Raw genomic sequence first — 23184 nt, 5'->3', positions numbered from 1 at the left:
AGCCCGTCAATGACGGCCGCCTTCGAGATAGGCCGCGCGAACTTCCGGATTGGCGAGCAGATCCTTGCCCGTGCCGCTCATCGTCACCCGGCCGTTGACCATCACATAGCCGCGGTTCGAAAGCTTGAGCGCGCCGAAAGCGTTCTGCTCGACGAGGAAGACTGTCAGCCCTTCCTCCTTGTTGAGTTTCTTGATCGCCTCAAAGATGCCCTTGACGATCAGCGGCGCGAGACCGAGCGACGGCTCGTCGAGAAGCAACAGCTTCGGGCGGGCCATCAGCGCGCGGCCGATCGACAGCATCTGCTGCTCACCGCCTGAAAGCGTGCCGCCGCGCTGCGCCTGGCGTTCCTTCAGGCGCGGAAACAGGGCAAATACCTTTTCCAGGTCCTGATCGAAGTGCTTCAGGTTGTCGAGGCTCGCACCCATCTGCAGGTTTTCGAACACCGTCATGCGCGGGAAGATGCGTCGACCTTCCGGCGATTGGGCGATGCGCAGCCGCGCGATCTCGTGGGTCGGCATGCGGGTGATGTCGCGGCCTTCGAAGAACACCGAACCGGTGCGGGCCTGCGGGCTGCCGCAGATCGTCATCATCAGGGTCGACTTGCCGGCGCCGTTGGCGCCGATCAGGCAGACGATCTCGCCGCGGTGGACTTCGACGTCGACGCCGCTGAGCGCCCGGATGTTACCGTAGTAAGTCTCGACGGCTTTGACTTGGAGAAGAGGCGCCGTCATCAGTTGGTGCCCCCCTGCCCGCCTTCGATTTCCTCGATTTGTTCGATCACCTCTTCAACCTCTTCATCCTCGACACCCAGATAGGCCGCGATGACCTTCGGATCGGTCTTCACGAAATCCGGGGTGCCGTCGGAAATCTTCTGTCCGTATTCCAGGACCACCACGTGGTCGGAAATTTCCATGACCACGGACATGTCGTGTTCGATCAAAAGGATCGACGTGCCGGTATCGGCGCGGATCCCCTGCAGCAATTCGTTGAGAGCCAGAGATTCGCGCGGGTTGAGACCGGCTGCCGGCTCGTCCAGGCATAGGAGTTCGGGCCCGGTGCACATGGCCCGGGCGATCTCGAGGCGACGCTGGGCACCGTAGGAAAGATCACCCGCCGGATCGTCCGCACGGTCGATCAGCGACGCCTTTTCCAGCCAGTGCTTGGCCAGGTCGATCGCTTCCTTCGAGGCCTGGCGATAGGCCGGAAAGCCGAGAAGCCCGAGGAAGGTGTAGCCCGATGCCTGCATCAGCTTGTTGTGCTGCGCGACCAGCAGGTTTTCGAGCACCGTCAGACCAGAGAACATCCGGATGTTCTGGAAGGTACGCGCGACCTTGGCGTGCTTGGTGATCTCGAAGTCCGGCAGGCGTTCCAGCAGGTATTCCTTGCCGGCCTTCTGCTTCATCGTGATCATGCCCATCGTCGGCTTGTAGAAGCCGGTGATGCAGTTGAACACCGTGGTCTTGCCCGCACCGTTCGGGCCGATCAGCGCGGTGATGTCACCGCGATAGGCTTCGAAGGAGAAGTCGTTGATGGCCATGAGACCGCCGAAGCGCATCGACAGGTGCTCAACCTTGAGAATGGGGTCTTTTGTCATTGTTGTCGTCTCGCGGGCCATCAGCCGTGCCCTTCCTTGGTGAAGCTGCCGGAGACTGCCTTGCGTTCGTGCAGGAAGGCTGTCGGTTCGCGCGATCCGACGAAGCCACGCGGCTTCCAGACCATGACGACGACCATGGCCAGGCCAAAGATCAGCATGCGGTAGAGTTCAGGGGTGAAGTCCGGTCCGAAGACCATCTTCAGGAAGGAAAGTTCACGCAGGATTTCGGTGCCGCCGATCATCACGGCCGCAGCGACCGCGATACCGACGAGCGAGCCCATGCCACCCAGAACCACGATCGCCAGGATGACGGCGGATTCCAGGAAGACGAAGGATTCGGGCGACACGAAGCCCTGACGCACCGCGAAGAACGAACCGGCAATACCACCGAACATCGCGCCCGTCGCAAAGGCGGTGAGCTTGGTCGTAACCGTGTTGATGCCGAGCGAGCGGCAGGCAATCTCGTCCTCGCGCAGCGCCTCCCAGGCGCGGCCGATCGGCATGCGGCGCAAGCGAATCGTCACGTAGGCCGTCAGCAGGCAGAGCGCCAGGATCAGGTAGAACAGGAAGATCTTGTAATAGGCCGACGACATCGGCAGGCCCATCAGCGCCGCGAAACCGTCCTTCGAGGCATCGAACTTGATGCCGAACAGCGTCGCCTTGGCGATGCCGGAGACGCCGAACGTACCCTTCGTCACCTCGGTCCAGTTGATCAGCACCAGTCGGATGATTTCCCCGAAGGCAAGCGTGACGATCGCGAGATAGTCACCCCTGAGCCTCAATACCGGGAAGCCGAGGATCATACCCCAGAAGGCGGCAAGGATGCCGGCGACCGGCAGGAGGATCCAGAACGACAGGCCGAAATAGGTCGACAGCAGCGCGTAGGAATAGGCGCCGACCGCGTAGAAGGCGACGTAGCCAAGGTCAAGCAGACCGGCCAGACCGACGACGATGTTCAAGCCCCAGGCCAGCATCACGTAGATCAGGATCTGGATGCCGAAATTGTCGACCCACTTCAGCGAGCCCTGGACGCCAGCGAGCGCAAGAACCACGGGCGGGTAGAGAATGAGCGCAACAATCGCGATCTTGGAGAAGTGGCGGCTAAAGAAGGTTTCCTCTTTCGCCACATCCTCGGCCTCCGCCTTGGCGGCCTTCCGGCGGGCCATGGCCGGCTGGACATAGGCCACCATCAGGAAGCGGCCGACGGCGGCCACGATCACGAAGATCGCAAGCAGGCCCCAGCGCTGGGTGAGGATCAGCTCGTTGCGGATGTTCTGATCGGACTTGAGACCGACGAACAGCACGAAGAGGCCGAGAGAAATCAGGCCCGCGAAGACAGCCTCGCGCAGGGCCCGCGCCGTCACGTCAGTGCCGGCGCTTGCAGTCGTAGAAGCAATGTTTGCCATGGAATTATACCTTCTCGACTTCCGGTCGTCCGAGTATACCAGACGGCTTGAAGATCAGGACGATGGCGAGAATGGAGAAGGTCGCGACGTCCTTGTAGTCGATGGTGAAATAGGCCGACCAAAGGGACTCGATGAGCCCGATCAGCAGTCCGCCGAGAACGGCGCCCGGCAGCGATCCGATGCCGCCGAGAACGGCCGCAGTGAACGCCTTGACGCCAGGAACGAAACCGTCGGTGAAGACGACCACGCCGTAGTACATCAGGTACATGGTACCGGCGACCGCCGCGAGGGCTGCACCCATGATGAAGGTCACCGAGATGGTGCGGTCGACGTCAACACCAAGCAGTGCCGCCATCTTGCGGTCCTGTTCGGTCGCGCGCTGGGCACGGCCGAGCGGCGTCTTGTTGACGATGTACCAGAAGATCGAAAGCAGGATCGCCGTAATGATGATGATGATGATCTGCTTCAGCGAAATGGTGATGCCGAAGACCTCGTACACCGAGGAAACGAGCGGAGGGATCGGCTTGTTGCGCGGGCCCTGCGTCACCTGGATGAAGTTCGAGAGCGCAATCGACATGCCGATCGCGGTAATCAGCGGCGCAAGCCGGAACGAACCGCGCAATGGCCGGTAGGCCACTTTCTCGATCGTCCAGTTCCAGAGACCTGCCGTCAGCATGCCGACGATCATCATCAGCAACAGCGCAAGCACAACCGGAACACCGCCGATAAATGTCGTGAGAATCAGAAAGACAATCAAAGCGGCGAAGCCGCCGAGCATGAAAATATCGCCATGGGCGAAGTTGATCATGCCAATGATGCCATAGACCATGGTATAACCGATTGCGATCATACCATAAATAGACCCAAGAGTCAGCCCGTTGACGAGCTGCTGGACGAAATACTCCATCAATCTTCCCCTGGACCAGATCCTTGAAGGTCCGGTCTCTTGTTTTTTGAGCTCATTGTTGAGCGCTGTGTTTGGTCGATTCCATACCTCTTTCAAACGAAAAGAAAAGCTAAAAAACGCGAGATTGACAAAATCTTCCTCGATAAAATCGATTTGGCGCTTTTAAAGTCAAAAAAATCAATTCTTCCGCAGCTTTCGCCCGCGAAATCATCAACTTTAGTCGCAAAGGCGCTGCGACTTTGCCGGTCGGCCTGGTCGTTTCGCAGCCAGGCCCAGGGGCTGCTTCGCTCTTCAGGCGCGCATGCGCTCGCCATTTGCATCGAACAGCGGCTGCGGCTGGAGGCGCGCCGGCAGGATCTCGCCGAGCAGTTCGATCGACCAGCCGTCACTGCGATCGGCGATTTCCCTGGGAACGTAGCCCATGGCGACGGAGACGCCGCTTGCATGCGCATAGCCACCGGATGTCACCCAGCCGCGCACCACGCCGTCGAGATAAATCGGCTCGTCACCGATGACATCGGCATCCCGCGCCTCGATGATGAAGGTCCTGAGCCGCAGCGCCCCTCCCTCGGCTTTCTCCGTGACGGCAGCCGCCTTGCCGATGAAATCGGCCCGCTTGCCCGTCGCGACGAAGCGGCTGAGCCCGGCCTCGACCGGGCCATAAAGCGGCCGGTACTCGCGCGACCAACTACCGAAGGATTTTTCGACGCGCAGCGCATTCAGCGCCCTAAGGCCGAACAGCCTCACGCCAAACGCCGCCCCCTTCTCCATCAGGAGTTCGAAGAGATAGCGCTGGTATTCCGGCTTCATCCAGATCTCGTAACCAAGGTCGCCGGTGTAGCTGACGCGGCCGACAATCGCCGGCGCCATGCCAAGGTCCATGCGGCGAATGTCCATGAACGGGAAGGCCGCATCGGAAACGTCAAGGTGGGTGAGGTTGGCAAGCACGTCGCGCGCCTTCGGTCCCGCAATCGACAGGCCGACCAGTTCCAGATTCAGCGCCCTCAACGAAACGGAGCCATCGTCGGGCAGATGCGCCTCGAACCAGCGCATGTGATAGTCCTCGGCGATGCCCGAGCCGACCAGCAGGAAATCGCCTTCCCCGAGCTTTGCCAGCGTGAAGTCGCCGATCAGTTTGCCGTCTTCCTTCAGCATCGGCGCCAGCGCCATGCGGCCGGTGTGCGGAATGCGGCAGGCGAGTAAGCGGTCGAGCCAGGCTTCGGCGCCCCCGCCGGTGATCGCATATTTGGCAAAGCCTGAAGTTTCCATCAGGCCGACGCCCTCGCGGACCGCCCGGGCCTCCGCGCCAACCGTCTCGAAATCGGTCGAGCGGCGCCAGGAGAAGGCGTCCTTGACGCCTTCGGGCGCAAACCACAGCGGCGTTTCCAGACCGTAGGAGGCACCGAAGACTGCACCTGCCGCCTTCAGCCTGTCGTAGATCGGCGTTGTCAAAAGCGGCCTTGCCGCCGGCAGCTCCTCGTTCGGGTAACGGATCGAGAAGCGGCGCGAGTAGTTCTCGCGCACCTTGGCGTTGGTGTAGGCAAGGGTCGCAAAGTCGCCATAGCGGGCAACGTCCATGGCAAAGACGTCAAAACCCGGGTCACCGTGGATCATCCAGTTGGCAAGCGCCAGCCCGACGCCGCCGCCCTGGCTGAAGCCGGCCATGACCGCGCAGGCCGACCAGAAGTTCCTGAGGCCCCTCACCGGACCGACGAGCGGATTGCCGTCCGGCGAGAAGGTGAAGGGTCCGTTTATGATCTTCTTGATGCCGGCCTTGTTGAAGGCCGGGAAGTGCCGGAAGCCGACCTCGAGCTCCGGTGAAATGCGGTCGATGTCTTCGGCCAGAAGTTCGTGTCCGAAATCCCAGGGCGTCGTGACGGGTGACCACGGCCGGCAGGCCTTCTCGTAGGTGCCCATCAGCATGCCCTGACGTTCCTGACGCAGGTAGATTTCGCCGTCGAAATCGACGCAGTGCATCAGCTCCTTGCCGCGCGTCTGGTTGAACTCGATCACCTCGGGCATGTCTTCGGTGATCAGGTACATGTGCTCCATGGCGAGAACCGGCAGTTCGAGACCAACCATGCGGCCGACTTCGCGCGCCCAGAGACCGGCAGCGTTGACGACGTGTTCGGCAACGATCTCGCCCTGGCTGGTGATCACCCGCCAGGATCCGTCCTCGCGTTGCACCAGATCTTCGACCTTGGTGTGCAGATAGATCTCCGCACCGTTCTTCTTCGCCGATTTGGCATAGGCGTGGGTCGTGCCGTAGGGATCAAGATGCCCCTCGACCGGATCGAAGACGGCACCGACAAACTGATCGGGATCGAGAAGCGGCATCAGGTCATGCGCTTCCTTCGGCGTCAAAAGCTCGGCTTCGAGCCCCATGTAGCGGCCCTTGGCAAGGATCGACTTCATCCAGTCGAAGCGCTCCTTGGTGGCGGCCAGCATCATGCCCGACGTCATGTGCAGGCCGACATCCTGGCCGGAATAGTCCTGAATTTCCTTGTAAAGTTCGACCGTGTACTTCTGCAGCTTGGCGACGTTGGGGTCGCCGTTGATCGTGTGCATGCCGCCGGCCGCATGCCAGGTGGAGCCGGAGGTGAGCTCCGACCGCTCGAGCAGGACCGCATCGGTCCAACCGAACTTCGTCAGGTGGTAGAGCACCGAGCAACCAACGACACCACCGCCGATAACGACGACCTTGGCATGGCTTTTCATGCGTACACTCCATCTTCCCGCGCTCCTGCCGGAGGCGCGGCCAAATTGTCAGGAAGAAATCAAGCACGGCTGCCGCCTGTCTTCCGACAGGGAACTGCAGGCGGCGAATGTCGAAAGCCTAGTCAGAAAGTCGGCGCCGATAAAGACACGGCTGCGAAGGAGGCTTGTCCATTTCCGCCGTTTGCTGGCGGATGGGCGACCGGTTTGCGGCATTTGATGCCGCAAACGCTTTCAGGACCGCATTTGGCCTCTTAAACGCGCCGAAGCGGTCCGTCAGTTCAGTCGGCAAAGGCGGCGGTCAGATCGAACTCCCGCCCCATGCGCATCAACTCGTCGAACAGCGATTCGGCGAAGCTGCGCGGCACCACCAGCTCGAACGCATCTTCCTCCGTTCGGGCAAGATTGACCTGAATATGACCGCACAACACGTTGGCGCTACCACCCAGCGCAAAGACGGCAGGATGAAGATCAAGGCCGATACCCTTGGCGAGCATCGTGCGGACGTTCGGACCGAAGATGCGCAGCAGCACGCGTCCATCGCTTTGGTTGACGACATAGGCCTGGCCATCGCAAAGCGCCTCGAGACGGCGCACCAGTCCGCTCGGCGCCTCCGCCTCGGAAACGACGAGCCACTCCCCCGGTCCCGAGAAGCGCAAAGACAAATCGGGCTCGGAGGCGATCGCCTGCTGCACCGCGTCTTCCCGTCCGGCGCGCGCCAGAACCGTAGCGATCGCGCGCCAATGGCCGACCATCAGGTGATCGGCGGCCGCCGGCGCGGGTGTGCTGCGCAGCTTCTGCTCCAGAGCGTGGCGGTTGTTGTAGTCGCGAACCATCACCGCCTCCTCAGGCTTTCAGCTTTTGGTTTTGCGGATCGACAAACACCGGGTCACAGACCTCGGCGATCGCCTCCTGATCGCGCAGCTTGTCAAAAACGACGACCTTCTCGCCATAACGCTCGCGGCCGGACTTCAGGAAGGCAAGCGCGATCGAATGCCCGAGCACCGGCGAGAAACCGGCGGAGCTGACCCAGCCCTGATCGTTGAGTGTCGAGGGTTTCGTTCCCTCCTTCAGCAGATGCGCGCCGGCGCGTATGTCCTTGTCGGCATCAACAGGCTTCAGGCCGACGAGCTGCATGCGGTCGGCAGCCGTCAGGCCGTAGCGGGTCGACAGGCGTTTGCCGATGAAGTCTGGTTTCTGCATCGACAGCATGCGGCCGAGACCGGCGTCATCGGGCGTCACCCGGCCGTCGAACTCGGCATGGGTCAGCAAGCCCTTTTCAAGCCGCAGAACATTGAGTGCCTCGACACCATAGGCACAGATCTCGTGCGGCCGCCCGGCCTCCATGATCTGATCCGCAACGGCTTCGCCGTAGCCGGCGGGCACCGCCAGCTCGAAGGCAAGCTCGCCGGAGAACGAGATGCGGAAGAGCCGGGCGGAAACGCCGGTCTTCAAAACGATCGTCCGGGCTGCAAGGAACGGGAATGCGTCGTCTGAAATGTCGTCGTCGACGAGGTGCTGCAACACCGCGCGCGCCTTCGGACCGGCAATTGCCATCTGCGCCCATTGGTCGGTCGACGAGGTGAAGCGGACCTCGAGCTCCGGCCAGAGCGCTTGGGCGCAATATTCCATGTGCGCCATGACCGCGCCGGCCATCGCCGTCGTGGTGGTAACGAAGAAATGCTCCTCGCCGAGGCGGCTGACCGTGCCGTCGTCGAAGACGAAACCGTCTTCGCGCAACATCAGGCCATAGCGCGCCTTGCCAACGGCAAGCTTCAGCACCGGGTTGCAGTAAAGCCGGTTGAGGAATTCAGCCGCGTCCGCGCCAAACACCTCGATCTTGCCGAGCGTGGAGACGTCGCAAAGGCCGACATTGGCCCTGACGTTCAGAACCTCGCGGTCGACGCTTTCGCGCCAGGTCTTCTCTCCGGCACGCGGGAACCAGCTTGAGCGATACCAGAGCCCCGCCTCGACAAAGTTCGCGCCGTTCTTCACGGCCCAGCCGTGCAGAGGCGACTTTCGGGCCGGCGCCGCGTGTTCGTCGCGGGCGGTCCCCGCAAGCGCGCCGAAAGAGACCGGCGTATAGAACGGCCGGAACGTGGTGGTTCCGACCTCTGCCGGGCTGACGCCGCGCATGCCGGCGAGAATGCCGACGGCATTGATGTTGGAGAGCTTGCCCTGGTCGGTTGCCATGCCGCTGGTCGTGTAGCGCTTGGCGTGCTCCACGTGACCGAAGCCTTCGCGCAGCGCGAGGCCGAGGTCCTTTGCATGTACGTCGTTCTGGAAATCGACGAAAGCCTTCGACTTGGCACCCGGCACATACCAGAGTGCGGTGAAGGAGGGCGACTTTTCGCCTTCTATGACCGGCACCGTCGCCTGCGCGGCGTTGAAACCGAGATCGGCGGCAATGGCCGCGGCCTTCTGCGCACCGTCGGCAAGGCAGCCGCCCAGCGTATAGATGCCGTTTGCAGCACCGGCCGGGATCAACCCACCGCCGACATCAGGTGCGACGAATGCCTTCAGGTCCTCCGACCACACGGGCCTTGCGCCCCGCTGACAGGAAAGATGGACAATCGGGCTCCACCCCCCGGACATGCCAAGCGCGTCGCAGGCGATCAGTTCCTCGAAACCGGAGCGCTCGACCACGACGCCCTTGAGGCGCTTGCTGCCCTTGGTATCGACGATCGAAGCGGAACGGATGACCCGAACGCCTTGCGGCGCCTCGTCGCCTGCCTCGCCCCTTGCATCGACGATCGCCGCGATCGTGACGCCCTTGGCTGAAAGGGCGCGCGCCGTCTGATAGCCGGCGCTGCCGTTGGTAAAGATCGCAACGGACTTTCCGACCGCTACGCCGTAGCGTTCCGCATAGGTGATCATGGCGCTCGCCATCATCACCCCCGGACGATCGTTGCCGCCGAAAACCAGCGGTCGCTCCTCGGCCCCGGTCGCAAGAAGCGCACGTTTGGCAACGACGCGCCAGACACGCTCGGTCACGAGTTTCGACGACGGCTCGGCCACGTGCTTCTGCACGCGTTCGACCGCACCGAAGACATTGTCGTCATACCAGCCAAAGATGGTGGTGCGCGAAAGCAGCGTCACATTGGGCAGCGATTGCAGTTCGGCGACGACACGGTCAGCAAGGACCGGTGCCGGCGCGCCGTCGATGGCTTCGTTGGTAGAAAGCAGGGAGCCACCGGGTCGGAAGTCCTCGTCCGCAAGGATGACGCGAAGCCCGGCCCGCCCCGCCGTCAGAGCCGCCATCAGCCCGGCCGGACCGGCACCGATGACGAGGAGGTCGCAGAACGCCCAGGACTTTTCATAGCTCTCGGGGTCCCGCTCCAGGACCGCCCGACCGAGACCGGCGGCGCGGCGGATGAACGGCTCGTAGACCCGTTCCCAGAATTGCCGCGGCCACATGAAGGTCTTGTAGTAGAAGCCGGCACCGAGGAACGGCGACAGCAGGCCGTTGAGCGCGCCGACATCGAAGCCGAGCGACGGCCAGCGGTTCTGGCTTCGCGCCGTGAGCCCAGCATAAAGCTCGGCAACGGTCGCCTTGGTGTTGGCGTCGGTACGCGCGCCGGAGCCGATGGTGACGAGCGCATTGGGCTCGGACGGGCCGGCACCGACGATGCCGCGCGGCCGGTGGTACTTGAAGCTGCGGCCAACGAGAAGCTGATCATTGGCAATCAGCGCCGATGCCAGCGTATCGCCGGCAAGGCCCCGCAGGGATTTTCCGTCGAAGGAGAAACTCAGCGGTTTGCTGCGATCGACGAGACCGCCCGAGGAAAGACGGTAGCCGGTCATGGGCGCGCCCTCCGTGCCAACTCGGCGCCATCCACGACCGAGTAGACTTCGTGGGTGGCGGTGTCGCGCTCGACCACGAGGAAGCGGCGACAGCCGGCGACATGATGCCAGTGCTCGAAGGTACGACCCCGCGGGTTGACGCGAACATAGACGTAGTCGTGCCACGCCTCATCGGCGTCCAGCGGCTCCGGTCGGGTGCGCGAAGCATCGCCGCGGATCGCGAACTCTTCCTTCGGTCGGACCCCGCAATGTGGGCAGGTGATCAGGCTTGCCATTGTCTTTCCGTATCCTGAAGCCGCGATCCGGCTTCCCGTTCGTTGCGCGCGGCCGGGCAGCCGCCAGACATTGTCAGTGAAGGTTGGGCTGCGGGCCGGCACCGGCCTCGTCGACGGCGTAGCCGCGCGCAAACCGATCGAGCCTCAAGGCGCGCGCCACCGGGTGGGTGTCGTTCTTGGCGATCAGATGGGCAAAGCAGTAGCCGGAGGCCGGCGTCGCCTTGAAGCCGCCGTAGCACCAGCCGCAGTTGAGGTAGAGATTGTCGATCGAGGTGCGGTCGATGATCGGCGACCCGTCCATGCTCATGTCCATGACGCCGCCCCAGGCGCGCAGCACGCGCACCCGCGACAGGCCGGGGATCATAGTCACCCCCTCCTCCATGACGTGCTCGGCCGTCGCCAGATTGCCGCGCTGGGCATAGGAGGAGTAGCCGTCGATCTCGGCGCCGAAGACCAGTCCGCCCTTGTCCGACTGCGAAATGTAGAAATGACCGCCGCCATAGACGATCACGTGATCGATGCACGGCTTCAGCCCTTCGGTAACAAAGGCTTGCAGCACATGGCTCTCGAGCGGCAGCTTGAGATCGGCCATTTCGCCGACACGTGAGGAGTTGCCGGCCGCAGCCAGCGCCAGCTTGCCACAACCGATGAAGCCCTTGGTCGTTTCGACCCCGACGACGATGCCGTTTTCACGACGAATGCCGGTCACTTCGCAATGCTCGATGATATCGACGCCATGCTGGTCGGCACCACGGGCATAGCCCCAGGCGACGGCATCATGCCGGGCCGTTCCGGCGCGGCGCTGCAGCAAGCCGCCGAGGATCGGATAGCGCGCATGGTCGTAATTGAGGAAGGGGATCATCTTCTTCAGTTGCTCGCGCTCGATGAGTTCGGCCGCCACCCCTTCCATCCACATCGCGTTGCCGCGGCGGATATAGGCGTCGCGCTGGCCATCGCTGTGGTAGAGCATGATAACGCCGCGCTGCGACAGCATCACATTGTAGTTGAGGTCCTGTTCCAGCCCCTCCCAGAGCTTCATCGAGAACTCGTAGAAGGGCTCGTTGCCCGGCAGCATGTAATTGGAACGCACGATCGTCGTGTTGCGCCCGACATTGCCGGATCCGAGATAGCCCTTCTCCAGCACCGCGACGTTTTTCACGCCGAATTCCTTGGCAAGGTAGTAGGCGGTGGAAAGCCCATGCCCGCCGCCGCCGATGATGATCACATCATAGTGCGGCTTCGGCTGCGGCTGGCGCCATTGCGGTTTCCAATTCAGGTTTCCGGAGAGGGCGTTCCTGACAAGCGAGAAAGCGGAATAGCGCATGAAGGCATCCAGGTGAGTTGCGTCGGCACATTTGCACAGCCGAAGCGCGGAAGCAAAGACGCAAAGCCACCCGCCGCCGCAAAAAACCTTCGCCGGCTCATCGTGCGGGCTGCTGCACGGCGGGATGGTTCGATGCTAGTCTTGAAGCGGATGTGGCCACCGCCAAAATGCATGGGTATTTTCTTGTCCCCGGTATGCTATGGGCTTGGTGACGGACTGATGGAAAGAGGCAATGCTCGAAGTACTGCAACAATCGGCGATATCGGCGGGTCGAGCGATCCTCGACATCTACCACGCCGGCCCGGAAGTGACCTACAAGCCGGACTGTTCGCCGGTGACGGATGCCGATGCCTGCGCAGAGCGCATCATCCTTGCGGATCTTGCCCGCGCCTTTCCCGACATCCCCGTCGTTGCCGAGGAATCGGTCGCCGCCGGCTCGGTGCCGGATATCTCCGGCAACACCTTCTTCCTGGTCGATCCGCTTGACGGCACCAAGGAGTTCATTGGCCGCCACGACGATTTCACCGTCAACATTGCCCTGATCGAAAACGGCACGCCGGTCGCGGGCGTGGTCTACGCGCCGGCGCTCGGCATTCTCTACGCCGCAAACCACGGCAAGGCGGTCAAGGCAGTGATCGACGCAACCTTCCGGGTCGACCATGAAGCGATCATCGGCTGTCGCAGCTGCGGCGACCGCATGGTCGGGCTCGCCAGCCGCTCGCACAACAGCGCCGAGACGCTGGCCTATCTGTCGGAGCACGGCATCTCCGACTACACGGCAGTCGGTTCATCGCTGAAATTCTGTCTTCTCGCCGAGGGGCTCGCCGACGTCTATCCGCGCTTCAGCCGGACGATGGAATGGGACACTGCCGCCGGCGACGCGGTCTTGCGCGCCGCCGGCGGCGAAACGCTGACGATGGAAGGCACGCCGCTCACCTACGGCAAGCGCAACCAGAAGGACGATAGCGATTTTGCCAATCCCTGGTTCGTGTCTCGCGGCAAGCCCTGACGGTTCCGCAACGACGTCGTCACTCGCCCTGTCGCGTTCCCGCCGCAATCAACTGGCCAAGCGTTCTTTCATTGAAGGGTTTGTCGATCCGCGGAATGTCGCGCAGGTGCCTCGGAAACAGTTCTGCGTCTCCGTAGCCGCTGGTAAACCCGAACGGCATGCCGCGCGCGATCATGGCATCGGCAACGTCAAAGCTCGTGTGATCATCAAGGCTGACGTCGAGGATCGCAAAATCGAATGCCTGGCGCGCCAGAATTTCCATCGCCTGGTCCGCACTGGTCGCGATCGTGACCTCGGAAACTCCAAGCGTGCTCAGGATCTCCTCGGCATCCATCGCAATGATGAAATTGTCCTCGAGAACAAGAACGGCCCGGACATGGGGTGGAATCTCGTCCATTCAAATCACTCCACCTGCTGCGCACGCCGACAGGGCTTTGGCGCCGATATCGACGATCTATAGGCTTCTCAAGTGGCCCCGGCATTTAACTAAGACATGTGGCGCCGGCCGTGGTCTTCAGCGGAACAACCGCCTGCCCCCGACGTTCAGCACCCGTGGGCGGATCAGGATCGGCCGGTACGATCGCCGTCTTTACGGATTGTCACGAGACAGAACTGGAGCAGGACAATGGCACAGGCAGCCTCCGTGCTGAAACCGAAAGTCAAGGACGAGGAATTCGACATCGGGCTGAAGAAGGCCTATCGCCAACAGATGGCCGGCGCACTGTCCGACATCCTTGCAGGCACCTACAAGCTGGTGATCAAGAGCCACATCTATCACTGGAACGTGGTCGGCCCATTGTTCAAGCCGCTACACGAATTGACCGAAGAACACTACAACGCGCTGTTTCAGGCGACCGACGTCATCGCCGAACGTATTCGCGCGCTCGGTCACCTCGCCCCCGCAAAGCTGACCGAGGCGACGGCCTTTGCCCCGAGCGGCGCCTCCGTCAACCACACGAGTGCTGCCGACATGGTGGCGGATTTAATCGCCGATCATGAAGCAGCGGTGCGCCGCATGCGTGACGCCGGTACCAAGGCCGATGAAAACGGCGACCTCGTCACGACCGACATGCTGACCGATCGCCTCGATTTCCATGAAAAGGCGCTTTGGATGCTGCGGGCGATCGTCGCCAGCTGATCCGCAGGCCGATCATGATGGTGGCGCGCGGCGCCGCCATCATCCTTGCACCGTTCAGATGAAGGGCCGCTTGGTCTCGCGGTAACCGTCCCATCCGGCGATTGCCAGCAGACCATCGACGTCACCGATATCGCAGCCCTTGTCTGCCCAACGGATCAATCCGCGCGCCGCGAGCTTCTTCAGCGTCTTGTTCGTGTGTACGATCGAAAGCCCAAGCGTGTCGGCCACGTGCTGCTGACTGATCGGTATGGCAACGCGACCGCTGTTGAAGAGATTGAGCGCCTTGGCACGCTGGTAAAGGAAGGCAAGCAGGTATGCAGCCCGCTCCAGTGCCGACCGACGGCCTATACTCAAGAGGTTCTCGTCGAGAATGCGCTCCTCGCGCGCCGCGATCCAGGTGAGATCATAGGCGAGATCCGGATAATTCTTGTAGAGCTGGTTGAGCTTGCCGCGCTCGAACACACAGAGCGTAACCGGCGACAAAGCCTCGATGGAGTGCTGCATCTCGCCCATAAGCGTGCCTTGTAAGCCAACGAGATCACCGGGCATGACATAGTTCAGGATCTGGCGGCGGCCGTCGTCGAGGGTCTTGTAACGAAAGCCCCAGCCGGAAAGCACGGTGAAGAGGTGCGCGCTTTGAGCCCCTTCCACCAGGATGGTAGCGCCGGCATCCACCGCGAGTTCGCCGATCTTGAACCTCGAAACATAGGTGAGCTCCTCGCTTGTGAACGCCCGGAAGTGGTCGAGCTTGTGCAAGGGGCAGTTTTCGCAAGCCGTGCGTTTTTCGCTGCGAGTGCTCACGCCGTTTACCACCTCTTCTGATCGCGTGGCGCGGATGCGCTATCAGAATTCAAACTAGCGCCAGTGCCTTTGCAGGCAAGGACCACGTTGAAAAGAAACGGCTTTCGGGAGCTTCGCCGGTGTGCGGTTTCTCAATGGCCGCCAATAGACAGGCGGCCATCGGCGTCCTATCTCTGACGGTGAAACAAAGGAGCCCAGCCATGTCGCATCCTGCCTTCGCCCCCAACAATCTCGCCGTTGTAACCGGTGCCGCCTCCGGCATCGGCCTTGCGGCTGCCCGTCACTTCGCCTCGCTCGGCATGCGCGTCGTCCTCACCGACCTTGCAGGCGAGAAGCTCGACAAGGCGGCAGCCGAGGTTGCAGCCATTTCGCCGGGCCGGGCGCAACACATCGCGGCGATACCGACCGATGTTTCGCGCCCCGAAGAGATCGAAGCGCTCGAACGCGGCGTGCATCAGCGGTTCGGCGAAGTGCACGTGCTGATGAACAACGCCGGTGTCCAGCCCGGCAGTGCGATTCTCGGTCCACTGGCCGCCTGGGAGACGACGCTCGGCGTCAACCTCTGGAGCGTGATCAACGGCTCGCGTGTCTTCGCCCCGCGCATGATCGCCCACGGCAAAGCCGCCGTGATCATCAACACCGGCTCGAAACAGGGCATCACCACGCCACCCGGCGACCCGGCCTACAATGTCTCGAAGGCCGGCGTAAAGGTCTTCACCGAGGCGCTCGAACACGAGTTGCGCAACACGGCCGGAAGCCAGGTTCACGCCCATCTGTTGATCCCGGGTTTCGTCTATACCGGGATGACGGGTGGTGGCCGCACGGAAAAGCCGGCCGGTGCCTGGACCTCGGAACAGACGGTCGAGTTCATGATGGAAAGCCTGGCGCGCGGAGATTTCTACATTCTCTGCCCGGACAACGACGTGCCGCGGGCAACCGACGAACGGCGCATCCTTTGGGCGGCTGGCGACATCGTCGAGAACCGGCCGCCGCTGTCGCGCTGGCATCCCAAGTATGCCGAGGCCTTCAAGGCGTTCCTCGAACAGGATCGCGACTGATCTCTGCGCGTAAACACAGCGTTCTCGCCAGCGCTTCTGGCGCCGGCGCGGCGCATCGTGTTTTGTGGAGGCAAATCAATGAGGAACGACACATGACGAGCGGCATCCACCACATCACGCTGATTGCCCGGAAGGTCCAGGCCAACGTCGATTTCTATGTCGGCTTCCTGGGGCTCAGGCTCGTCAAGCGGACCGGCGGCTACGAGGATGCCAACCAGTTGCACCTCTTTTACGGTGATGCCGAGGGCTCGCCCGGATCACTCGTCACCTTTCTCATGTGGGAGGATGGCGGGCGCGGCCGGGTGGGCCATGGCCAGCCGAGCGAGATCGCCTTCGCCATCCGCCCGGAGAGCATCGGCTTCTGGCTGACCCGCGCGCTGCAGTACAACATCGCGACCTCAGGTCCGTCGCAGGAATTCGGGGAACCGGTGCTGCGCTTGAAGGACCCGGACGGCGTCATCGTCAAGCTCGTCGGCACCGAGGCCGTTTCGGCAGTTGCTCCGTGGAGCACCCGCGATATCCCCGGGGAAGACGCGATCCGGCGCCTGCGCGGTGCGACGATCCTCACCGAGAAGCCTGATGAATCCGCCCGCTTCCTGATAACGCATTTCGGCTACAGCGAAACGGCCTCCAACGACACGATCCGTCGCCTGACCTCTACCTCCGGCGACATCATCGACGTGCGCAACGCGGCCGGCTTCTGGACATCTGCTCCCGGAACCGGAACGATCGACCACATTGCCTTCCGCGCTCCGGATCGCGCTGCCGTGGAACGCGTGCATGATGACCTGCAACGCGACGGCGCGGGCGCCATCAATGCGCATGACCGCAAATACTTCTATTCGCTCTACGTGCGCGAACCCGGCGGCTCGCTCTATGAACTCGCAAGCGACGTGCCCGGTTTCATGGCCGACGAGCCCAGGGAAACGCTCGGTACGGAACTCTTCGTTCCTGCGCATTTCAGCACTGCCAGGGAAGAAATGCTGCTCGCCATGCCACAGTTCGCGCTGCCGGGAGAACCGCGGCTGACCGAGCGCGATCTTCCCTTCGTGCATCGCTTCTACCATCCGCAGACGCTTGACGACCGCACCTTCATGCTGCTGCACGGCAGCGGCGCCAATGAGACACAGCTTCTGCACCTGGCCCACCAGGTCGACCGGGAGGCAACGCTCGTCGGCATTCGCGGCCGCTCAAACGAGGAAGGAGCGCCACGCTGGTTCCGCCGCTATTCGCCGACGACCTTCGACCAGAAGGACGCGCGGTCGGAAGCCGAGGCCTTCGCCGCCTTCGTTGAAGGGGCCAGGGACGGCTATCGCATCGATCTCGAGAAAACGGTCTTCGTCGGCTATTCCAACGGCGCCAACCTGCTGGTGGCCCTGATGCTGTTGCACCCAGGGCTTCTTCGCAATGTCGTGCTGATGCGCTCCATGCTCGTCCTCGACGACGTTCCGCCGCCGGATCTTTTGGGAACGAACATCCTGCTTTTGACGGGCGAGCATGACAGCTACGGAGAATTCGCGCCGCGCCTGAAGGCGGAGCTTTCCCGCACCGGCGCGGATCTGAAAGCGGTTGAGCTGGACATGGGGCATGAAATCGGCGCGCCCGATGTTGCGGCCATACAGCAGTGGCTGACGGAAAAGCGGCTTTAAGGCTTCGGGCCCCCGTTCCACCCCCAACCACCGGGCTCCCCCTCTTTCGCCATGCTCGGGCTTGACCCGAACATCCACCCGCGGGCCACCAAGCTCAAGACGGCCTCTGGATCCTCGGGTCAAGCCCGAGGATGACAGGTCGAGAGCTTGGTTCCCCAAGCGTTGGCCGTCGCCTCAAGCGTTCTTCGCCGCCCCGGCAAAATCCGCGAACGCCTTGACGAAAGCGGCAAGCCGGTCGCGGGCGGCCTCATCCGTCAGATTGCCCTCGGCATCAAACAACGTATCCGCCTTCGGCAACATCAGCCGCTTGCCCGACCAGAGTTCGGCGCCGAGCGTGTGCATGACGGGCAGCCAGGCGTTCTGGCTGAGGATGGTGCCGAAATTGCCGGGCGAGGTGCCGGCAAGCGTGAAGGGATGACCGCGAAACACCCTGGCGATATCGGCGGAAGGCCGGCTCATCCAGTCGATCGCGTTCTTGAACACGCCGGGGATCGAGTTGTTATACTCGGGCGTGAACAGAATGACGCCATCGGCAGCGATCACCTTCTGCTTCAGCGCCGTCACCGCTTCCGGAATGCCGCTCTCAGCTTCGAGGTCGCCGTCGTAAAGCGGAATGCCGTGCAGCGTCGCGGTCTCGAACTCGATCCCGGCAGGCACATCTCCAGCCGCCGCCCGCATCAGGCCAGTGTTGAACGACGCCTTGCGCAGGCTGCCGGATATGCCGAGGATTTTTGTCATTGCGCCTGATCCTTTCACTCTGTGCGCAGCTCGCTACGTGCGCCACAAACAACTAACGCTTCGACCATCGTCATGGGTCCGCGCCGATAGTCAAACTGGATCAGTGAGATAGGAAGAAAGAAGCCGGGGAAATCCCCGGCTTCATCGTCACGTTTATCTGAGCGGCTTCAGTCGAGCCTCGATGTGGGCGCGCTTGGGCTCCAGAAACGGCGGCAGCGACAGGCTTTCGCCAAGCGTCTCCATCGGCTCGTCGACCGCAAATCCGGGACCGTCCGTGGCGATCTCGAACAAAACACCATTCGGCTCGCGGAAATAGAGCGAGCGGAAGTAGAAACGCTCAACCTCGCCGCTCGACGGCAGGCGGAAACCGTCGAGCCGCTCCGTCCACTCCGTCAGCGCCGCGTTGTCAGGCGCGCGGAACGCAACGTGATGCACGGCGCCGGCACCCTGCCGGGCAATCGGCAATCCCGGCTGGACCGCGACATGCAGTTCTGCTGCGGGGCCGCCCTCACCCATGGTGAAGACATGTACCTCGCCCTCGCCGTCCGGCGAAGCATAGGTACGCGCCTTGCTCATGTTCATCACATGGGTGAGCACGAGCTCCGTGTTGGTGATGTCGGGCACGCTGATGGTGATCGGCCCAAGACCCTTGATCTGGTGCTCGGCTGCAACCGGGCTCTTGCCCCAGGGATGCGAAGGTTGAAGCCCGCCATCGTCGATCAGCCGGAAGCGCTGGCCTTCGCCGTCCTCGAAATCGAGCGAGACGCGGCCATCGATCTCGACGACGTCATCAGCCGTGACCTTGAGGTCGGTAAAGCGCTGTTTCCACCAGCGCACGCTCTCAGCGCTGCCGACCCGAAGACCCGTGCGTGATATGCTGTGCGTGCCGCGCCCTTCCGGCCCGACCGGCCAGTCGAAGAAGGTCAGGTCCGTTCCGGGCGTCGCGCGACCATCGGCGTAGAAGAGGTGATAGGCGGTGGTATCGTCCTGGTTGACAGTCTTCTTGACCAGCCGCAGGCCGAGCACCTCGGTGTAGAAACGCAGATTTTCCGGCGCGTTGGCGGTGATCGCCGTCAGGTGGTGGATCCCAGTCAGTTGCAAGCTCATGATTGCCTCCAATGCTTTGGCATTGCTGTTGAGCACAATATGGGATGCAGCATCGTTTCCGACAGGGGACCAATCAAGAACAGAACGTTCTCGTGAGATGGCCAATCGGCGCGCGCTTAGCGCCGATTGAGATCGCCAAGATAGGTGTTTTCAAGGCGCGAGATTGCGTAGACCCGAGGGTCGATATCGACGAGCAGCATGGTTTCCTGCCCTGCCCCGGCCTTGGCCAGCAGCTGCCCATCCGGTGCCGCGATCCGCGAAAGGCCCGCAAACGAGAACAGCGGGTCCGAACCGTGATGATTGATATAGGCGACGAACACCTGGTTCTCGAAGGCGCGCGTCTGGATCATGTGCTCGGCGATGAAATCGCCCGACCAGCCGGCCGGCAGTGCCGTCGGCACCAGCACTGCCTCGGCGCCGGCGAGCGCCAGTCGCCGCACGTTCTCCGGAAACTCGACATCGTAGCAGATCAGCATGCCGCAGGTGACGCCGCGATGCACGAAGAGCCGGGTCGACGGCTCCGGCGCCCTGAAGATCGCGCGCTCGTAGTCGCCATAGAGATGGGACTTGCGGTAGACGACCGGTGCCGCCTCGCCGTCGACATACACGGCGCTGTTGTAGACATCCTTGCCATCGCGCTCGGCAAAGCCGGCAATAACAGCAATGCCGGTGTCGGACGAAATCGACTTGAGGCGCTGGACGATCGCGCCATCCGGCGCCTCGGCAAGCGCCGTCAGCGCCTCGCCGGCGCCGTAGCCGGTGATGCCGAGCTCGGGCGTCAGCAACAGCGTCGCGCCCTTCGCTGCGGCTTCCGCGGCGGCACGGGCGATCTGGTCGAGGTTGGCGGCAATGTCACCCGCCGCCGATTGCATCTGGAGAGCCGCGAGCTTCATCATTTTCCATCCGACGACATGGCGCCGAGCAGCTTCGGCAGATCGCCGAAGCGGGCGACGAGGCCGAAAATCACCGCAGCCGTCGTGACGAACAGGATCGTCACCGAGGCCATGGTCGGCGTATAGCCGTAACGCAGCGCGTTGAAGATCTTGATCGGCAGCGTTTCGACGGTGAAGCCGACCGTCATGTAGGCAACGATGTATTCGTTGAGCGACAGCACGAAGGCAAAGGCGTAGCCCGAGACGATATAGGGCAGGATCAGCGGCAGCACGACGGTGCGGAAGATCGTGCGCTCGTCAGCGCCCATGGTCGATGCGGCCTCAACCAGCGAACGGTCGATCGACGTGAAGCCAAGCGACAGCGTGACCAAAGGCAGCGTCACGAAGAAGATCGCGTGACTGACGACGGCCGTCCATGGCTGGCCGTAGAAGCCGACCGTCGCCCAGAAGGTGAGCATGCCGAGCGCGGTGATGACCGGCGGCAGCGTGAAGGGCGCAACGCCGAGAAGCTGGAAGATGTTCGCCCACGGGGCGATCCGCCGCCACAGGAACCAGGAGAGCGGCAGCGCGATCGCGACGGCAAGTGCTGCCGAAAGCACGGCGAGCGTCACCGAGGCGAAAAGCGCGTTGCGCCATTCCGGATTGAGGAAGATTTCGCCATACCAGGAGAGCGAAAAGCCCTGCGGCGGAAAGGCGAGCGTCTGCTTCTGGTTGACCGAGACGCCGGCAACGACGATCAGCGGCAGCGACAGGAACAGCCCGATCAGGAAAAAATAGGCTTTGCGGAAGATCGAGGTCATGCCGCTTCTCCCTTGCGTCCGGCAATCACGGTGAGCGCCACGAGCCCGAGCGTGACGAGCACCAGGAACACCGCCATGGCGGCGGCAAAAGGCATGTTCGACTGGTAGATCGCCTGGTCGGTGATCAGCACCGACAGCGTCCAGTGCTGCGGCCGGCCGAGAAGCTGCGGCAACAGATAGGAGCCGAGCGCGAAGATGAAGACCATGATCAGGGTCGCGGTGATGGTGTTGCGCAGCGCCGGCACGACCACGGTGAAGAAGGCCTTGAGCGGCGAGGCGCCGAGTGTGCGGGCCGCTTCCGTCAATGTCGGATCGAGGCGCACGAGCGCCGGGAAGAGCACCAGTACCGTATAGGGGAAGGCCTGGTAGACCATGCCGGTCAGGACGGCGCCAAAGCTTGGCGTCAAGGCCTTGGCCTCGGCCATGATGCCGAGTGCCACGAGGATGTTGGTAATGCCTGCGGTGCGCGAAAACAGCGTCGACCAGGCAAAGCCGATGATGACTTCCGACAGCGACAGGATCGACAGGAGCGCCACCAGCCAGACCACCTGCACGTTGCGCGCCATGCGCGTCAGCATATAGGTGAAGGGCAAGGCGAGCACGACGCAGCAGATGGCGACGACGACGGCGAGCATCAGCGAGAAGCCGAGCACGCCGCCGAAAAAGACGGAGAGGAAGCGGGCGTAATTGTCGAAGACGAAGGCCGGCGTGTAAAAGCCGCCCTGCTGGCGCTGGAAGAAACTGACGGCGATCATCGTGCCGAAGGGCACGACGAAGAAGATGGTGAGCATCGCCGCGGGAAAGAGGAGCGGCGCGTAATCGCCGAGGGTCTGGGGCGGTTCGCGTCTCATTTCTTCAGCACCACGCAGACATCGGGAGTAAGCGCGATGCCGACCTCCTGGCCAACGGTGACCTCCGGCCGCTCGCGCGGCGTCGAGACGGCGACGATCTGGCGGCCGTCGATGTCGACGAAGGTTTCGATCGTGCCGCCGAGATCGCGCACGAAGGTGACCTTGCCGGTGAGCGCGCCAACGCCGGGCGCGGTCAGGTGCACGTCCTCCGGGCGAACCGACAGCATGCCCTTGTTGGAGCCGGCCGGCAGGGTAAGGCCGGGCACCACGTGGCCAAGCACCTCGGCGCGGCCGGTGCTGTCGGCCTGGACATCGAGAAGGTTGGTCTGGCCGATGAAGTCGGCGACGAAGCTGTCGGCCGGGCGGCGATAAATTTCGATCGGCGAAGCGGCCTGGCGGATCTCGCCGCCGCTCATGACGACGACGGTGTCGGCCATGGTCATCGCTTCGCGCTGGTCGTGGGTGACGACGATGGTGGTGATGCCGAGCTGCTGCTGCAGCTGCCGCAGTTCCACCTGCATCGCCTCGCGCAGCTTGGCGTCGAGTGCCGACAGCGGCTCATCGAGCAGGAACAGTTTCGGCGAGATCGACAGCGCCCGCGCAATCGCCACACGCTGGCGCTGGCCGCCGGAGAGCTTGGCAACCGGACGGTCGGCATAACCGGAAAGATGGATCATCGCGAGCAACTCGTCGACGCGCTTCTTCTGGTCTTCCTTGGCAACGCCGCGAATGCGCAAGGGGTAGGCGATATTTTCGCCGACGGTCAGGTGCGGAAACAGCGCCAGCGACTGGAACACCATGCCGAGATTGCGCTTGTGCGTCGGCACGCGGGTGATGTCCTCGCTGTCGAGTCTGATCGCCCCACCGGTCGGCAGGTCGAGGCCGGCGATCATGCGCAGCAGCGTGGTCTTGCCGCAGCCGGATGGTCCGAGCATGCAGACGAAGGTGCCGTGCGGCACGGTCAGATCGACATTGTTGACGGCCCTGAAGGCTCCGAATTCCTTGACGACGTTTTGAAGGGCAAGTCCGGACATTGTGACTCCGCGAGGATGGTCCCCTCCGCCTCATGGGAGGGTTTTAGGCGGGGAGTGGCCGGCAAGGCCCCTCCCCGTCG

21 protein-coding genes are annotated in these 23184 nt (G+C 62.8%); 4 read left to right on the top strand and 17 right to left on the bottom strand.

The features are described 5' to 3' along the window. Positions 1-6: 6 nt before the first annotated feature. From MKZ91_RS21445 to MKZ91_RS21405, 9 genes are all read right to left on the bottom strand, one after another. Complete coding sequence (locus MKZ91_RS21445) at positions 7-732, bottom strand: ABC transporter ATP-binding protein (protein ID WP_336173056.1); 726 nt, start codon at positions 730-732, stop codon at positions 7-9. Beyond that, positions 732-1616, bottom strand: coding sequence for an ABC transporter ATP-binding protein (locus tag MKZ91_RS21440; RefSeq protein ID WP_336173055.1), 885 nt, complete (start codon positions 1614-1616; stop codon positions 732-734). The genes MKZ91_RS21445 and MKZ91_RS21440 overlap by 1 nt, the downstream gene beginning before the upstream one ends. Continuing rightward, positions 1616-3001 (bottom strand): high-affinity branched-chain amino acid ABC transporter permease LivM, encoded by a 1386-nt coding sequence (livM, locus tag MKZ91_RS21435; RefSeq protein WP_336173054.1) that lies wholly within the window; start codon positions 2999-3001, stop codon positions 1616-1618. Before livM ends, MKZ91_RS21440 begins: the two co-directional genes overlap by 1 nt. Positions 3002-3005: 4 nt before the next feature. Then, the gene (locus MKZ91_RS21430) at positions 3006-3908 is read right to left on the bottom strand and encodes a branched-chain amino acid ABC transporter permease (protein ID WP_065773332.1); all 903 of its coding nucleotides are present in this window, start codon (positions 3906-3908) and stop codon (positions 3006-3008) included. 291 nt (positions 3909-4199) lie between these two features. Further along, the gene (locus tag MKZ91_RS21425; RefSeq protein WP_336173053.1) at positions 4200-6626 is read right to left on the bottom strand and encodes a GcvT family protein; all 2427 of its coding nucleotides are present in this window, start codon (positions 6624-6626) and stop codon (positions 4200-4202) included. A 278-nt stretch (positions 6627-6904) separates the two neighbouring features. Next, on the bottom strand, positions 6905-7459 hold the full coding sequence (locus MKZ91_RS21420; RefSeq protein ID WP_336173052.1) for a sarcosine oxidase subunit gamma: 555 nt from the start codon (positions 7457-7459) through the stop codon (positions 6905-6907). 10 nt (positions 7460-7469) lie between these two features. Continuing rightward, positions 7470-10427 (bottom strand): sarcosine oxidase subunit alpha family protein, encoded by a 2958-nt coding sequence (locus MKZ91_RS21415; protein ID WP_336173051.1) that lies wholly within the window; start codon positions 10425-10427, stop codon positions 7470-7472. Continuing rightward, the gene (locus tag MKZ91_RS21410; RefSeq protein ID WP_336173050.1) at positions 10424-10702 is read right to left on the bottom strand and encodes a sarcosine oxidase subunit delta; all 279 of its coding nucleotides are present in this window, start codon (positions 10700-10702) and stop codon (positions 10424-10426) included. The genes MKZ91_RS21415 and MKZ91_RS21410 overlap by 4 nt, the downstream gene beginning before the upstream one ends. A 73-nt stretch (positions 10703-10775) precedes the next feature. Further along, entirely contained in the window at positions 10776-12026 is a 1251-nt protein-coding gene (locus MKZ91_RS21405) for a sarcosine oxidase subunit beta family protein (RefSeq protein ID WP_336173049.1), read from the bottom strand. Positions 12027-12258: 232 nt separating this feature from the next. Here MKZ91_RS21405 and cysQ point away from each other — a divergent pair, with 232 nt between their 5' ends. After that, on the top strand, positions 12259-13035 hold the full coding sequence (gene cysQ / locus MKZ91_RS21400; protein WP_336173048.1) for a 3'(2'),5'-bisphosphate nucleotidase CysQ: 777 nt from the start codon (positions 12259-12261) through the stop codon (positions 13033-13035). Between the two features lie 19 nt (positions 13036-13054). Here cysQ and MKZ91_RS21395 read toward each other — a convergent pair whose 3' ends face one another. Beyond that, positions 13055-13432 carry a response regulator gene (locus tag MKZ91_RS21395; RefSeq protein WP_336173047.1) on the bottom strand — a complete coding sequence of 126 codons (378 nt, stop codon included), beginning with the start codon at positions 13430-13432 and terminating at the stop codon, positions 13055-13057. Between the two features lie 228 nt (positions 13433-13660). On the opposite strand from MKZ91_RS21395, the gene MKZ91_RS21390 reads away from it, so the two are divergent. Beyond that, positions 13661-14173: a Dps family protein gene (locus MKZ91_RS21390; protein ID WP_336173046.1), complete on the top strand. Its 513-nt coding sequence runs from the start codon at positions 13661-13663 to the stop codon at positions 14171-14173. Positions 14174-14227: 54 nt separating this feature from the next. Here the strand turns inward: MKZ91_RS21390 and MKZ91_RS21385 are convergent, their stop codons facing one another. Then, positions 14228-14974, bottom strand: coding sequence for a Crp/Fnr family transcriptional regulator (locus tag MKZ91_RS21385; protein WP_336173045.1), 747 nt, complete (start codon positions 14972-14974; stop codon positions 14228-14230). 200 nt (positions 14975-15174) lie between these two features. Here MKZ91_RS21385 and MKZ91_RS21380 point away from each other — a divergent pair, with 200 nt between their 5' ends. Then, positions 15175-16032, top strand: a complete 858-nt coding sequence (locus MKZ91_RS21380) for an SDR family NAD(P)-dependent oxidoreductase (RefSeq protein WP_336173044.1) — start codon at positions 15175-15177, stop codon at positions 16030-16032. Between the two features lie 92 nt (positions 16033-16124). Beyond that, entirely contained in the window at positions 16125-17681 is a 1557-nt protein-coding gene (locus MKZ91_RS21375) for a VOC family protein (protein ID WP_336173043.1), read from the top strand. A gap of 174 nt (positions 17682-17855) precedes the next feature. Here MKZ91_RS21375 and MKZ91_RS21370 read toward each other — a convergent pair whose 3' ends face one another. The 6 genes from MKZ91_RS21370 to MKZ91_RS21345 form a co-directional block, all read right to left on the bottom strand. Beyond that, positions 17856-18419 (bottom strand): NADPH-dependent FMN reductase, encoded by a 564-nt coding sequence (locus MKZ91_RS21370; protein WP_336173042.1) that lies wholly within the window; start codon positions 18417-18419, stop codon positions 17856-17858. Between the two features lie 153 nt (positions 18420-18572). Then, entirely contained in the window at positions 18573-19526 is a 954-nt protein-coding gene (locus MKZ91_RS21365) for a ring-cleaving dioxygenase (RefSeq protein ID WP_336173041.1), read from the bottom strand. Between the two features lie 116 nt (positions 19527-19642). Continuing rightward, a complete protein-coding gene (locus MKZ91_RS21360) occupies positions 19643-20422 on the bottom strand; it encodes a carbon-nitrogen hydrolase family protein (protein ID WP_336173040.1) in 780 nt (259 codons plus the stop codon). Beyond that, a complete protein-coding gene (locus MKZ91_RS21355) occupies positions 20419-21219 on the bottom strand; it encodes an ABC transporter permease (protein WP_336173039.1) in 801 nt (266 codons plus the stop codon). The genes MKZ91_RS21360 and MKZ91_RS21355 overlap by 4 nt, the downstream gene beginning before the upstream one ends. Continuing rightward, complete coding sequence (locus tag MKZ91_RS21350) at positions 21216-22070, bottom strand: ABC transporter permease (protein ID WP_336173038.1); 855 nt, start codon at positions 22068-22070, stop codon at positions 21216-21218. Before MKZ91_RS21350 ends, MKZ91_RS21355 begins: the two co-directional genes overlap by 4 nt. Continuing rightward, positions 22067-23104, bottom strand: coding sequence for an ABC transporter ATP-binding protein (locus tag MKZ91_RS21345; RefSeq protein WP_336173037.1), 1038 nt, complete (start codon positions 23102-23104; stop codon positions 22067-22069). The genes MKZ91_RS21350 and MKZ91_RS21345 overlap by 4 nt, the downstream gene beginning before the upstream one ends. Between the last annotated feature and the right edge of the window lie 80 nt (positions 23105-23184).

Origin of the sequence: Ensifer sp. MJa1 (assembly GCF_037026475.1) — a bacterium.
Classification (GTDB): Bacteria; Pseudomonadota; Alphaproteobacteria; order Rhizobiales; family Rhizobiaceae; genus Ensifer.
Note: the sequence above shows the minus strand (reverse complement) of the source record. Positions and strands in the feature narration are given on the sequence as shown.